Genomic DNA, 12,416 nt, shown 5'->3' on the forward strand with positions numbered 1-12,416 from the left:
AGACGCCCTCCATCAGGTACTGATCATCGATCCTAGTCGGCGTGGCACCCGCTCACGATCGATGCGCGAGACGGCGCGCTGGTAGAGCACCTCGTGCCTGGCCAGCACCGCTGGCCACGCCATGTCCGGGAGCGTCGAGCGGTTGTGCTCGGCGATTCTGTGGCGAAGCGGCCGATCGGTGGCGAGCCGTAGGAGCGCGTCGGCCATCTCGTCGTCATTGCGGACCAGAAGTCCCTCGCGGTCGTCGCGGACGAACTCACCCGTCCCACCTTGACGCATCGCCACTACCGGGACCCCCGCGCACCGCGCCTCCAGCGCGGCGATGCCGAACGACTCCAGTGTCGCGGGTGCGGCGAAGGTGTCGGCCTGAGCCAGGACGGTCTTGATCTGGTCGCGGGTCAGGGCGCCAGGAAGCTCGATCACGTCGGCCAGGCCCAGTCGGCGCGCGTCGTCGCGCACGGCGTGCATCTGGTCGCCGTCGCCCACGATCACTGCGCGAAGCCGTTGGGAGGCAGGGAGCTCTGCCCTCACCCGGGCAAGGGTCGCCACGAGCGAGCGCTGCCGCTTGCGGCGCGCGAACCGGCCGACCGAGACCACCGTGAACACGTTGTCCGGGCCGACGTGCCGGCAGGCCCATTCCTCGGGGTCGATCCCGTTCGGGAGGATGTGGACCGGCATCCGTTCCCCCATCGCCCGACGCCACGGCGCAGCGGCGGCCTCACTGACGGCGGTGAACGTGGCCGAGCTGGAGGGGAACCCCGTCAACACGACCCCGGACCGGACCAGGGCGGGCACGTCCGGAACGACCGAGTGGACGGTTGCGAGGGTGGGGGTCGTCCCCCCGACCGCCCGCACAGCCGTCCACGCGAGGGGAGAGGCGACCGAGAGGTGCGCGTGCACGACGTCGATCCCCAGCTCCGTCCGGAGGTCCTGCACGCGGCCCCGCGTACCCAGTGCCAGCGGGCCGCAGGACAGGCGTTCGACCGCGAACGGGCGCTGGTCATCTGAATCCGTGCCTGAAGTCCGGGTGAGTACAGCCACGTCGTGGCCTGCTGCTGCCTGACGCGTCGCCAGGTCGTTGACGTGCATCTCGATGCCTCCCAGCCTCGGCAGGAAGCAGTCCGTGACATGGAGGATCCTCATGCCGCCACCAGCTCATGGGTCGTCGCGCGGTGGTGGCGGAACCAAACCAGCGCGCTGATGCCACCGAGAGGGATCTCCAGCAGGAAGGTGAAGAGCCGGTACAGCAGGATCCCGGATGCCGCGCCGACAGGATCCACGCCCAGGGCGACGAGGACGGCGACCGATCCGAGCTCGGCGAGGCCGCTGCCGCCGGGTGTGAAGGGGATGACGGTGATGAGGCGCTCGACCGCGAAGGCGACCGCGATGAAGGTCCACGGCACGTGAGCCCCGACGGCGATCAGGCAGCCTGCCATCAGGAGTGCCTGCAGGAAGAGATAGGCCAGCACGCCCAGCGTCAGACGAGCCCAACTGGTGGAGACGGTTGCCGAGTTGGCCGCGCGGGTCTCGTGGACCCACGTCCGGGCCTCAACCCGACGGGGCGACCCGAGGCGTCTGAGCACCGCGTTGATGCCGATGTCCAGACTCCGTCCCAGCCGGTCTGCGACCGTCCTGCTCGAGAGCGCGACGATCAACGCGATCGTCACCGCCAGAACCACGGCGGTCCCGTAGGCGAGGACACCGTGGAAGGCCGGCGGCAGGTTGACTCCCAGGATCAGGGCGGCGCTGATCAGCACGGTTCCGACCAGCAGCTTCCCGACGACGTTCCACAGGTTGCTGATCGCCGTGAACGAGGCGAAGGACGCCGGGGAGACCTTCCAGGATCGGGCCATCACGTACCCGAGACCCACCCCGGCCGCTCCACCGAACGGGGCAACATTCGACACTGCGCTGCCCGAGATGTTCAGGAGCAGCGCTCGCCGGGTCGTCAGGCCCGGCAGCGCGGCCCGTAGGACGATGGTGTGTACCAGCAGGCCGGCCGCCCACAGCACACCGAGACCCACGAGAGTCACCACCGAGATGCCGGCCAGGACGGTAATGATGGCGGACCAGGACATTCCCACCATGACCGGAATCAACGCCGTGAGGCCGACCGAAGCCACCACCGCTGCCGCGGAAAGGATGTGCCTGAGCGGACGTGACGTCGAATTCATGGGAGGGCCTTCCTGGGCAGATCTCGGGTGCTCTTCATCGTGCGGCTTCACTGCTGAGCGCCCGCTGAGAGCCGATAGCGTGATCCGCGCAGGGATGCCACGCTCAGCCCATGGCCTTCACCGTCGTCTCCTTCCACGCCCACCCCGATGACGAGGCGCTCCTCACCGGTGGCACCCTGGCGCGTTGCGTGGCGGAGGGACACCGTGTCGTCATCGTCACCGCGACCGACGGCGCGGCCGGCCTCGCTGACGAGCACGACCATCCGCGTGAACAGCTCGGGTCGATACGGCTGCGTGAGCTCGAGGCCGCTGCTTCGGCGCTGGGGGTCCACCGGGTCGTGGCCCTGGGCTATGCGGACGGAGCTTTCTCCGACACCCCCGTCGCCGAGGCAGCAGATGCCCTCGCCGCAGTGCTGCGCGAGGAGGGCGCGGACGTTCTGACGACCTACGACCGCGCCGGCGGCTATGGGCATCCCGATCACGTTCACGTGCATCGTGTCGGTGCAGCGGCGGCCCGTCGCGCCTGCACCCCGGTCGTGCTCGAGGCGACGGTCGACCGCTCCCTGCTGATGCGGGCGACCGCCTTGATGAGGATGCTCCCGGGACGCCTGCCCGTCAGCTCGGCGTCCTTCGCCCAGTCGTACTCCGCACCGTCGGAGATCACCCACCGCGTCGACGTCCGCCCGCAGGTCGGCGCCAAGCGCGCTGCGCTCGCGGCGCACCTCAGCCAGTCCACGGGGGCGCAGACCCGAACGGTCCGGTTCCTGCTCGCAGTGCCCACCGTCGTGGGCCGCCGCGTCCTGGGTCACGAGTGGTTCATCGAACAAGGTCGCCCCGTGACCGAGCACCCGATCGATGACATCTTTGCGAGCCTGAGATGAGGCGGCGGACCGCCAGTCGGACCGCCGGTGCCGATCTGATGCCTCGCACCTCCTCGGGCCGGTCCTGGGGGGTCCGAGACCGGAGCCGGCGGGTGGCCGCTACTGCCGCCTGCGCGGTCGGCGGGCTCGGGCTGGTGTCGGCCGTGTTCGCGCCGGCACGTGACCACCTGCAGTCCGTCATCGACGTCGTCCCTGCGTTGTCGCCGGACTCGGCCGGCGTCACGCTGGTGTTCGTCTCATTCGCCCTCGTCCTGATGGCTCGCGGGCTCCGGCGCGGCCTTCGAGCGGCGTGGACGGCCACCCTGGTCCTGCTGGTTGCCTCGGTCAGCATCCACGTCCTGCACGAGGACGTGACACTCTCGGTCGTTCCGCCGGCGGCGGCCGCACTGTGGCTCGCGACCCGTCGTGCCTGCTTCCCGGTCGTTCAGTCCGGCACCGCGATCAGGCGGGCCATCGCCATCGCGGCAGGGGGGATCTTCTCGGCGCTCGCTGCGTCCACGGTCCTGGCGGCGGCACTCGACCAGGGCGGTGTCACGGCGACCGGATCTGCGGCACTGCGGCTCAGCGGCATGAGCGCCGTCCCGCTCGGCTACGGCGGACGGTTCGCCACTCCTGCGCTCATCGCGGTCGGACTGTGCGTGCTCACCATGGCCTTGTGGTCGTTGCTGTCACCGCGGGAGAGTGCCCCGGCGACTGTGGGCGACCGGGACACGGCGGAGGCCCGGGCCCGCGAGATCGTCGCCGCCTACGGTGGCGACACGCTGGCGTACTTCGCCCTCCGCGACGACAAGCAGTGGTTCTTCGAGGGATCGAGCCTGGTGGCGTATGCCGTGCGGGGTGGCGTCTGCGTCGTCGCGCCCGACCCGATCGGTCCCGTGGCCGAGCGGGAGCAGACGTGGACGGCGTTCACGACATTCGCCGAGTCCCACGGGTGGACCGTGAGCCTCCTGGGCGCCTCGGCCGACTGGTTGCCCGTCTACGAGGCGAGTGGGCTGCACCCGGTCTACCTCGGCGACGAGGCGATCATCGACTGCCAGGGCTTCAGCCGGGAAGGACGCGCGATGCGGTCGGTGCGGCAGGCCCACAGCCGGGTCCGACGCGCCGGCTACTCCGTCACCCTGGTCGATCCTGCATTGATGAGTGTCGACCTCCGCGACCGGCTCGGGTCGATCGCCACCCTGTGTCGGCACGGATCCTTCGAGCGCGGCTTCTCGATGACGCTCTCGCGGCTCTTCGACCCCCGGGATGCCGGGCTGGTCATGTCGATCGCGATCGACACGGACGGGACGCCGCAAGCCTTCATCCAATGGGTCCCCTGCGAAGGTGGGTGGTCGCTCGACGTCATGCGTCGCAACACCGACTCCACCCTGACGAACGGGATCATCGACTACCTGATCGTCGAGTCGGTCGAGGCGTTCCGGGCGCAGGGCTTCGCCCGGATCGGCCTCAACTTCGCCGTGTTCCGGAGCATCGTCAGTGGTGAGAACACGACCTGGTTCGGACGAACGGTCCGCCGCGCGATCCAGGGCGCCGCGTCGCAGACGCAGATCGAGTCCTTGTGGCGATTCAACGCCAAGTTCTCGCCGCAGTGGACTCCCCGCTACGCCGTGCTCGGAAGCGCGGACGCGATGGCTGCCCAGAGCATCGTGATGGCAGGGGCGGAAGGGCTCAGCGAGCTTCCGGTCGTCGGCCGGTTCATGACCGGGATGGCGCGATGCTGACAGGGATCGTGGCAGCGGTTCTCGCAGCCCTCGGCTATGGCGTGGCGACAGTCCTGCAGTCGCAGGCAGTGGCGCCGGCCGGCACGCCCGGCCGTGTGCTCGGCCGCCTGTTCGCGGTGGGAGTCGTCGTCGACGGCGCCTCGTGGCTGGTGTCGCTCGCGGCGTTCCGGCACCTGTCGCTGGCCGCCGCACAGGCAGTGCTCGCATCGTCGGTCGCGGTGACGGCCGTCATCGTGGAGTCCGGCTCGCGCACGCGAGTCGCGCGAAGAACCTGGGTCGCTGGGGGGCTGTTCGTGCTCGGCTCCACCCTGATCGCATCCGCCGCGGGCCCGGTCACGGCCCGCCACGTGACCCTTGCCTCGCTGGGTCTTGCCGCCGCTGTGCTCGCAGTGGTGGGCCTCCTGACGGCGAGGGCATACCGGAACGGGTCGGCGATGCTGTTGTCGGTGCTGGCCGGCGCCGCCTTCACCGGTACTGCCGTGTACGGAGGGCTGCTTCAGCTGTCGATGCACATGTCGTTCGCCGCATTGTTCGACGTCGGCCTGGTGCTCGGCTTCTCAGGCCTCGGGCTGCTGGCCTTTGCCCGTGCCCTCACACAAGGGTTCGAAGCGCGTGTCGCCGCCGTCATGTGGACCACCGAACTGGTCCTAGCGGTCGTGGCTGGCGTGCTAGTGCTCGGGGACCCGCTACATCCGATGTCCTCGGTCGCTGCTCTGATCGGCGTTGGCGCAGCTGTCGTCGCATGCGGGATGCTCGGCGTGGATCGCCCGTCGACCGCCTCCAGCACAGTGCACCTCCCTGTTTCGGGAGCATCTGGGCCCGCGATGCGCATCGGAACATAGGCTGGGCCCATGGTGGCCAACGGGAGTCGCAAGGCGAGGTACGCCAAGCGGCGCAAGCGCCGGATGGACAGCGTCGAGCACGACCTGAGCCCGGAGCAGTGGAGTGCCGTGCAGGAGGCGTGGGGCGGGTGCGCCTACTGCGGCGTGACCGACAAGCCCCTGCAGCGGGACTGCGTGCTGCCCATCTCACGCGGCGGCCGCTACACCCTCGACAACATCGCCCCCGCATGTGCCTCGTGCAATGCGAGCAAGTGCAACGACGAGGTCACCGGCTGGCTCCGGCGCAAGAAGTACGACGAGAGCGCATTCCTGCTCCGGCACCTCGAGGTGCGCAAACTACTGGCTCGCGCCTTTCCCGTCGTCTAGCTGCGGTTGGCCCGCACCCAGGACTGCGCCGCTCGCGGCGGCTGTCAGAAGACCGTGCGTTCGCCCTTGGTCCAGCGTGCGGCATCGGGGATGTCCATCGCCAGCGAGAGGCCGTTGACCACGAGCAGGACGTAGAGGTAGATCTCGTAGGTCGTCGACATGTCGTCGGAGTGGCGAAGCAGCGCAAAGACGACCACAGGCATCAGGGGGACCCAGGCGAGGACGTGGGGGACACCCATGACGCTGGTGAAGCGGCGGTGGCGCACCAGCAACGCGACGTTGGGTAGCAGACCGGCGAACACCAGCGCGGCGATCGGGATCGCGAACGGCTCATCGAGGAACAGCAGGATGGCCAGATTCGCCGGCACCAGGGCCAGGCACAGCCACACCAGGACCCTCGCGGGCATCTGGAGGGCCGAATCGCGCAGCTCGGTGAGAAGACTCATGGCGAGGACCCTAGCGTGGGAGCAGGGTGCCAAGAACCGCGCGTCGACCGCAGGGCTCGCCTCGGCAGTGGTGCTCCGGGTGGCGGGGCTCAGCGGCCGTCGGTCAGTGGGGGTTCGGTCGCGGCGACGACCTCGTCGTAGCTGACATCGGGAGCCAGCTCGCGCAGCACCAGCCCGTCGTCGGTGACGTCGATGACGGCCAGGTCGGTGATGATGCGGTCGACCACGCCGCGCCCGGTCAGCGGCAACGAGCATTCGTTGACGATCTTGGCCGAGCCGTCGCGAGCGACGTGCTCCATCAGCACGATGACTCGTCCTGCGCCGTGGACGAGGTCCATCGCTCCACCCGGACCCTTGACCATTTTGCCGGGGATCATCCAGTTGGCGATGTCGCCGGTCACGGACACCTGCATGGCGCCGAGGATGGCGGCGTCGATCTTGCCGCCGCGGATCATCCCGAAGCTCATGGCCGAGTCGAAGAAGGCCGTGCCGGGCAACGTGGTCACGGTCTCCTTGCCGGCATTGATCAGGTCAGGATCGACGTTGGCCTCGGTGGGGTAGGGGCCGACACCGAGGATCCCGTTCTCGGACTGCAGAACGACGCTGCGGCCCTCGGGGACGTAGTTGGGGACCAGTGTGGGGAGCCCGATGCCGAGGTTGACGTACGACCCGTCGGCAAGCTCCAGCGCCGCTCGGGCGGCCATCTCGGTGCGTGTCAGTGCCATGTCAGGCCTCCTCGGTGATGGTGCGCTTCTCGATGCGTTTTTCGATGTCGGTGCCGACCTCGACGATGCGGTTGACGTACACCCCGGGGAGGTGGACGTCGTCCGGATCGATGTCGCCGGGCTCGACCAGCTCCTCGACCTGGGCGATGCAGATCCGGCCGGCCATGGCAGCAAGTGGGGAGAAGTTGCGGGCCGCCTTGTTGAACACGAGGTTGCCGTGGCGGTCGCCGCGCCACGCGTGCACCAGTGCGAAGTCGGTGGAGATGGCGTCCTCGAGGACGAAGTCGTGCGCCGTGCCGTTGACGTCGAAGCTGCGCACCTCTTTGGCCGGCGATGCCATCTCGACCGATCCGTTGGGTGCATATCGCCGGGGCAGGCCGCCCTCGGAGACCTGGGTGCCCACGCCAGTCTGTGTGAAGAACGCTGCGATGCCGGAGCCGCCCGCGCGCAGCTTTTCTGCCAACGTGCCCTGGGGGGTCAGCTCGACCTCGAGCTCGCCGGTCAGGAACTGACGTTCGAACTCCTTGTTCTCACCCACGTAGGACGAGGTCATCTTGCGGATCCGTTGTGCCCGCAGCAGTACGCCCAGGCCCCAGTCGTCCACTCCGCAGTTGTTGCTGACGACGCTCATGTCGTCGGCACCCTGGGCCAGGAGGGCTTCGATCAGCACCATGGGATTTCCGCTCAGGCCGAACCCGCCGACCGCGATGGACGAGCCGCTCGCGATGTCGGCCACGGCTTCACTCGCGCTCGCGACTGTCTTGTCGATACTCATGCGGATGCTCCCTCGCTGCTGGATGCCTGTAGTCCGGACAATACCGATGGAACGTCCCCCAGAGTCGATCGGTCGGCGAGACGACCCAATGTCAGGTGTGATGCTGGACGATGTTGAGCAGGTTGCCGTCGGGCGCACGGACGAAGAAGCGCGTGACGTTCCGCTCCTCGGTGGTCAGGGATGCACGATCTCGAAGCCTCGCTCCCGCGCCTCGGCGTACGCAGCCTCGATGTCGTCGACCTTGACCGAGAGCACGGGGTTCTCGGGCGCCGAGGCATCCCGCTCCTGACCGTCGGTGGCCGGTCACGATGATCCCCGCGCGTTCGTCGAGCCGTCGAGAGGGCCCCGTCCGGCCGGTGCCGTTGGGCACTGTTGCTTTCGACACGGGTTGGGTATCGTAGGTGAAGATGAGTTCACGTTCGATAATTCGCGAGCTCGTGCGGGAGGCGCGGCCCCCTGTGAGGCGCCCCGATCGAACACCAGTCCCGGAAGGTGGTTGACCGTGGTCGACCTGCACGCAGAAGTTGCCACGTTGGTCCAACGCTTTGATCTGGATACCGTCGATCGGGCGGAATTCCTGGGTGCCCGATTCGATGCCGGGCTCGCCTGGGTCCATTTCCCACTCGGGCGCGGGGGACTGGGCCTGCCGCGGAACGAGCAGGTCGTGGTCGAGCGGCTGCTGGGGGCGGCAGGCGCGCCGCCGCCAGATTTTGGACGCAACAGCATCGGCCTCGGAATGGCTGCTCCGACACTCGTCGAGTTCGGCACCCCAGAGCAGCAGGACCGGTATCTGCGGCCCCTCTTCACCGGCGAAGAGATCTGGTGCCAGCTGTTCAGCGAGCCGGGGGCGGGATCGGATCTTGCTGCGGTGGCCACCAAGGCAGTTCCCGACGGCGAGGCCTGGACGGTCAACGGGCAGAAGGTCTGGACCTCCAGCGCTCACAACGCCCAGCGTGCCATCCTGCTGGCGCGCACGGATCCGACGGTCGTCAAACATGCCGGACTGAGCTACTTCGTCGTCGACATGAGTGATCCAGGTGTCGAGGTTCGGGCCTTGCGGCAGATCACCGGTGAAGCCGAGTTCAACGAGGTGTTCCTCAACGATGTGCGGATTCCGGACACCGACCGGATCGGCCAGATCGGTGAAGGGTGGCGCGTTGCCACGACGACGCTCAACAACGAACGGGTCGCGATCGGCAGCGGGGCCGATCGCGAAGCTGGACAGATCGGCGTCATCACCCAACGCTGGCGGACGGATCCAAGCATCAGGTCCGAGGCCGAGCACGACCGACTCATGCGGTGGTGGGTCGAGACCGAAGTCACGCGACTCGCCGGTGAGCGACTGCGGCAGCAGCTGGCCATCGGCCAACCAGGTCCGGAGAGCTCAGCCATGAAACTGGCATTCGCGAGCCAGGCGCAGAAGGTTTCTGGCTTCGCCCTGGAGCTGGATCCTGACGCGGGTCTGCTGTACGACGACTGGACCATGGTGCGGACCGCCTCGGCGACGTTCCTCGGTCGAGGGCCGGGGTTTCGCTATCTGCGGGCCAAGGGCAACTCGATCGAGGGTGGAACCTCCGAGATCATGCGCAACGTGGTGTCCGAGCGCGTGCTCGGGTTGCCGGCCGACCACCGACCCGACAAAGGGATCCCCTTCAACGAAGTGCCACGATGAGCGATCTTCTCTACTCCGACGTCGAGGAGTCCTTGCGCGCCAGCGTGCGGGGCGCCCTGGACCGGCATGTCACGACTGATCTCGTCGCTGCGCTCTACGACGACCCCGACACCGATGTGTCGGCGGTGTGGCGTGCGCTCGCGAACGACCTCGGGCTGGCAGGCCTGCTGATCCCCGAGTCCTTGGGCGGCGCGGGCGCGACTGCCCGTGAGGCCGGTGTCGTCCTGGAAGAGCTCGGCCGTGCCGTCGCACCGGTCCCGTTCCTCACGAGTGCGGTGATCGCGACGTGCACCCTGCTGGCTGCCGGTGACGACGCCGTCCTGCCCGGACTGGCAGAGGGTCGACAGGCCGTCCTGGTGCTGCCGTGGTCGGCTCGGGCGGGGGAGTGGACGGCACCACAAGGGCGGGTTGCGCCGGTTGCTGGCGCTGACCGTGCTGACGTCTTCTTGGTGCCGGTTCACGACGGCGACCGTTTGGAGCTGCGACGCTTCGACTCCGCAGACGTGGAGCTGCTGACGTCCTTGGACATGAGTCGTCCCCTCTGTGCCGTGACGGTGCTCGGAACCGGCGAGCTCGTCGCCGAGGGCGATGCGGCGCAGGCCGCGATCGATGCGGGGCTGTCGGCTGGCGCAGCGCTGCTGGCATCCGAACAGGTGGGGCTGGCGCAGAGATGCCTCGAGACAACCGTCGAGTACACCAAGAACCGGGTCCAGTTCGCGCGGCCCATCGGCTCTTTCCAGGCCATCAAGCACCGATTGGCAGACCTGTATCTGGAAGTGGCCCAGGCGCAGGCGGCCGCCCGCCATGCGGCCGACACGTTGGCGCGCGGCGATGACGACGCACCCGTGGCGCAGGCCGTGGCGCAGGCCTACTGCTCCGACGTGGCAGTGCACGCGGCCGAGGAAGCTCTGCAGCTACACGGCGGGATCGGGATGACGTGGGAGCACGGCATCCACCTGTACCTGAAACGGGCCAAGTCCGACCAATTGGCCCTGGGCACTCCGGCAGCCCACCGGCACGACCTCGCCGGGCTTGTTGACCTGCCCGTCACCTGACCACAGACCGTTCACCAACAAGGAGTATCGACACATGGACACCAGCTCACTTTTCAGCCTCGAAGGCCGAGTCGCCCTGATCACGGGTGGCTCCCGGGGAATCGGCCGAATGATCGCCGAAGGCTTTCTGTCGCAAGGCGCTCGCGTCTACATCTCGGCTCGCAAGGCCGAAGCCTGTGATGCTGCTGCCGAGGAGATGTCGGAGCTGGGCACCTGTGTATCGCTGCCAGCCGATGTGTCGACCGCGGACGGCATCGCCGATCTGGTCGCGCGCTACCGGGAGCACGAGTCGGGTCTGGACATCCTGGTCAACAACGCCGGAGCTGCCTGGGGCGCGCCGTTCGACGAGTTCCCCGAGAGCGGCTGGGACAAGGTCATGGACCTGAACGTCAAGTCGTTGTTCTTCCTGACCCAGGCGCTCAAGTCCGATCTGGTCGCGGCCAGCGAGGACCACCTCGCCAAGGTCATCAACATCGCCTCGATCGACGGCATCTCGCTCAACCCGCAGGAAACGTACTCCTATCACGCCAGCAAGGCGGGTGTGATCCAGCTGACCCGAAGGATGGCGATTCGCCTGATCGAGGACCGCATCGTCGTGAGCGGCATCGCGCCGGGCGCCTTTGCGTCGGACATGAACAAGGACGCACGTGACAGCGCCGAGGAGATCAAGCACGACATTCCCTCCGGCCGTATCGGTGAGCCCGAGGACATGGCGGCGGCCGCGATCTACCTGGCATCGCGCGCCGGTGACTACGTCGTGGGCTCGACCATCACGGTCGATGGAGGAGTGACGCACGCCCGGTGACGAGCAGAACCGTCGACGGATGGGGCGACCGCTCGCTCCTAGGGTGCGGAGCGGACAACCGCGACCGGGCAGCCGGTGAGGTGCAGCATCTTGTGGGTGACTGATCCGACCGCGAGCCCGTGGAAGCCGCCGCGTCCCCGTGAGCCGAGAACCAGCAGGTCCGAGCGGTGGGATGCTTCGACCAACGAGTGGAGGGGCGCTATCCGGTGCACGTCCAGCACCACCTCGACGTCGGGATACTGCTCGCGCAGGGCAGCGATCTGTTTCTCCACGTCCTGGCGACGCGCGGCGACCTCCTCGTTGTCGGTCGGCACGGGGAGCAGCAGATGCGTCGGCCACCCCTGCGGTAGTCCGAGGGCGCTGATGACCATCACCTGCGAACCGTGGAGCTGTGCTTCGTGGAATGCGAAGGCAAGCGCCGCCGCGGAGTCGGGCGACCCGTCGGTGCCCACCGCGACCCGGTGGTGCCCGGTGGTGACGTGGCAGACCACCACGACGGGGCAGGGGGAGTGGCCGACGACCTGGAGGACCGTGGAGCCGAGTAGCACGTTGCCGATGTCCTCTCCCTTGGCGCCGAGGACGATCATCTGTGCTTGCTCGGACTCGGCGATCATCGCTCCGGCTGGTGTCGTCATCGGGAGATCCGTGGAGATCTGGACGTCGGGGTTGACCTCACCTGCGAGCGACACCGCCTCGTCCATGATCTGGTGCCCTCGGGCCTCCGCTATCTCGAACCGGCCGGGCGGGAAGAAGGGGATGTCTCCTTCGTACCGCGGCAGCGTGTGCACGATGCGGAGAGGACTCTCACGCAACGATGCTTCGTGGCTCGCCCAGACGAGCGCGCTCACGCTTCGCCCCGTGCCGTCCACGCCGACGACTATCGGATCGGACATGTGCTCTCCTCCAAGTTTCGGCATACCTTCCGGTTTCAGGCTAGGCCGATGCAGGGGCGGT

The 12,416-nt window shown here is 68.1% G+C and carries 14 protein-coding genes; 8 read left to right on the forward strand and 6 right to left on the reverse strand.

Annotation, left to right across the window (positions count from 1 at the left end):
* Nucleotides 1-12: 12 nt before the first annotated feature.
* A complete protein-coding gene (locus C6I20_RS05225; RefSeq protein ID WP_118394994.1) occupies nt 13-1,143 on the reverse strand; it encodes a glycosyltransferase family 4 protein in 1,131 nt (376 codons plus the stop codon).
* On the reverse strand, nt 1,140-2,174 hold the full coding sequence (locus tag C6I20_RS05230; protein WP_118394995.1) for a lysylphosphatidylglycerol synthase domain-containing protein: 1,035 nt from the start codon (nt 2,172-2,174) through the stop codon (nt 1,140-1,142). Before C6I20_RS05230 ends, C6I20_RS05225 begins: the two co-directional genes overlap by 4 nt.
* A 110-nt stretch (nt 2,175-2,284) precedes the next feature.
* On the opposite strand from C6I20_RS05230, the gene C6I20_RS05235 reads away from it, so the two are divergent.
* From C6I20_RS05235 to C6I20_RS05250, 4 genes are all read left to right on the forward strand, one after another.
* Nucleotides 2,285-3,055, forward strand: coding sequence for a PIG-L deacetylase family protein (locus C6I20_RS05235; RefSeq protein WP_118394996.1), 771 nt, complete (start codon nt 2,285-2,287; stop codon nt 3,053-3,055).
* Nucleotides 3,056-3,147: 92 nt separating this feature from the next.
* Nucleotides 3,148-4,776, forward strand: coding sequence for a bifunctional lysylphosphatidylglycerol flippase/synthetase MprF (locus tag C6I20_RS05240; RefSeq protein WP_162891138.1), 1,629 nt, complete (start codon nt 3,148-3,150; stop codon nt 4,774-4,776).
* Nucleotides 4,770-5,618: a hypothetical protein gene (locus tag C6I20_RS05245; RefSeq protein WP_118394998.1), complete on the forward strand. Its 849-nt coding sequence runs from the start codon at nt 4,770-4,772 to the stop codon at nt 5,616-5,618. Before C6I20_RS05240 ends, C6I20_RS05245 begins: the two co-directional genes overlap by 7 nt.
* Nucleotides 5,619-5,627: 9 nt before the next feature.
* Nucleotides 5,628-5,984: an HNH endonuclease gene (locus tag C6I20_RS05250; RefSeq protein WP_254052257.1), complete on the forward strand. Its 357-nt coding sequence runs from the start codon at nt 5,628-5,630 to the stop codon at nt 5,982-5,984.
* Nucleotides 5,985-6,028: 44 nt separating this feature from the next.
* Here C6I20_RS05250 and C6I20_RS05255 read toward each other — a convergent pair whose 3' ends face one another.
* The 3 genes from C6I20_RS05255 to C6I20_RS05265 form a co-directional block, all read right to left on the reverse strand.
* Nucleotides 6,029-6,430 carry a hypothetical protein gene (locus C6I20_RS05255; RefSeq protein ID WP_118394999.1) on the reverse strand — a complete coding sequence of 134 codons (402 nt, stop codon included), beginning with the start codon at nt 6,428-6,430 and terminating at the stop codon, nt 6,029-6,031.
* Nucleotides 6,431-6,519: 89 nt separating this feature from the next.
* Nucleotides 6,520-7,155: a CoA transferase subunit B gene (locus C6I20_RS05260; RefSeq protein WP_174232943.1), complete on the reverse strand. Its 636-nt coding sequence runs from the start codon at nt 7,153-7,155 to the stop codon at nt 6,520-6,522.
* 1 nt (nt 7,156) lies between these two features.
* The gene (locus C6I20_RS05265) at nt 7,157-7,924 is read right to left on the reverse strand and encodes a CoA transferase subunit A (protein WP_216823062.1); all 768 of its coding nucleotides are present in this window, start codon (nt 7,922-7,924) and stop codon (nt 7,157-7,159) included.
* A gap of 52 nt (nt 7,925-7,976) precedes the next feature.
* Between C6I20_RS05265 and C6I20_RS17030 the strand changes: the two genes are divergently transcribed.
* The 4 genes from C6I20_RS17030 to C6I20_RS05285 all read left to right on the forward strand — a co-directional run bounded on the left by C6I20_RS17030 (nt 7,977) and on the right by C6I20_RS05285 (nt 11,462).
* Nucleotides 7,977-8,219 (forward strand): hypothetical protein, encoded by a 243-nt coding sequence (locus C6I20_RS17030; RefSeq protein ID WP_162891139.1) that lies wholly within the window; start codon nt 7,977-7,979, stop codon nt 8,217-8,219.
* A gap of 99 nt (nt 8,220-8,318) precedes the next feature.
* Nucleotides 8,319-9,602: an acyl-CoA dehydrogenase family protein gene (locus C6I20_RS05275; RefSeq protein ID WP_254052258.1), complete on the forward strand. Its 1,284-nt coding sequence runs from the start codon at nt 8,319-8,321 to the stop codon at nt 9,600-9,602.
* On the forward strand, nt 9,599-10,657 hold the full coding sequence (locus C6I20_RS05280; RefSeq protein ID WP_118395002.1) for an acyl-CoA dehydrogenase family protein: 1,059 nt from the start codon (nt 9,599-9,601) through the stop codon (nt 10,655-10,657). The genes C6I20_RS05275 and C6I20_RS05280 overlap by 4 nt, the downstream gene beginning before the upstream one ends.
* Before the next feature lie 34 nt (nt 10,658-10,691).
* Complete coding sequence (locus C6I20_RS05285) at nt 10,692-11,462, forward strand: SDR family oxidoreductase (protein ID WP_118395003.1); 771 nt, start codon at nt 10,692-10,694, stop codon at nt 11,460-11,462.
* Between the two features lie 38 nt (nt 11,463-11,500).
* Here C6I20_RS05285 and C6I20_RS05290 read toward each other — a convergent pair whose 3' ends face one another.
* Nucleotides 11,501-12,355 carry a universal stress protein gene (locus tag C6I20_RS05290; protein WP_162891140.1) on the reverse strand — a complete coding sequence of 285 codons (855 nt, stop codon included), beginning with the start codon at nt 12,353-12,355 and terminating at the stop codon, nt 11,501-11,503.
* Between the last annotated feature and the right edge of the window lie 61 nt (nt 12,356-12,416).

The sequence above is a fragment of the Aeromicrobium sp. A1-2 genome (assembly GCF_003443875.1).
GTDB lineage: Bacteria > Actinomycetota > Actinomycetes > Propionibacteriales > Nocardioidaceae > Aeromicrobium.

Bases quoted from the DNA above. Each gene is read 5' to 3' on its own strand.
- C6I20_RS05225 (WP_118394994.1), bottom strand. From the start codon at position 1,143: ATGAGGATCCTCCATGTCACGGACTGCTTCCTGCCGAGGCTGGGAGGC.
- C6I20_RS05230 (WP_118394995.1), bottom strand. From the start codon at position 2,174: ATGAATTCGACGTCACGTCCGCTCAGGCACATCCTTTCCGCGGCAGCG.
- C6I20_RS05235 (WP_118394996.1), top strand. From the start codon at position 2,285: ATGGCCTTCACCGTCGTCTCCTTCCACGCCCACCCCGATGACGAGGCG.
- C6I20_RS05245 (WP_118394998.1), top strand. From the start codon at position 4,770: ATGCTGACAGGGATCGTGGCAGCGGTTCTCGCAGCCCTCGGCTATGGC.
- C6I20_RS05250 (WP_254052257.1), top strand. From the start codon at position 5,628: ATGGTGGCCAACGGGAGTCGCAAGGCGAGGTACGCCAAGCGGCGCAAG.
- C6I20_RS05255 (WP_118394999.1), bottom strand. From the start codon at position 6,430: ATGAGTCTTCTCACCGAGCTGCGCGATTCGGCCCTCCAGATGCCCGCG.
- C6I20_RS05260 (WP_174232943.1), bottom strand. From the start codon at position 7,155: ATGGCACTGACACGCACCGAGATGGCCGCCCGAGCGGCGCTGGAGCTT.
- C6I20_RS17030 (WP_162891139.1), top strand. From the start codon at position 7,977: ATGGAACGTCCCCCAGAGTCGATCGGTCGGCGAGACGACCCAATGTCA.
- C6I20_RS05280 (WP_118395002.1), top strand. From the start codon at position 9,599: ATGAGCGATCTTCTCTACTCCGACGTCGAGGAGTCCTTGCGCGCCAGC.
- C6I20_RS05285 (WP_118395003.1), top strand. From the start codon at position 10,692: ATGGACACCAGCTCACTTTTCAGCCTCGAAGGCCGAGTCGCCCTGATC.
- C6I20_RS05290 (WP_162891140.1), bottom strand. From the start codon at position 12,355: ATGTCCGATCCGATAGTCGTCGGCGTGGACGGCACGGGGCGAAGCGTG.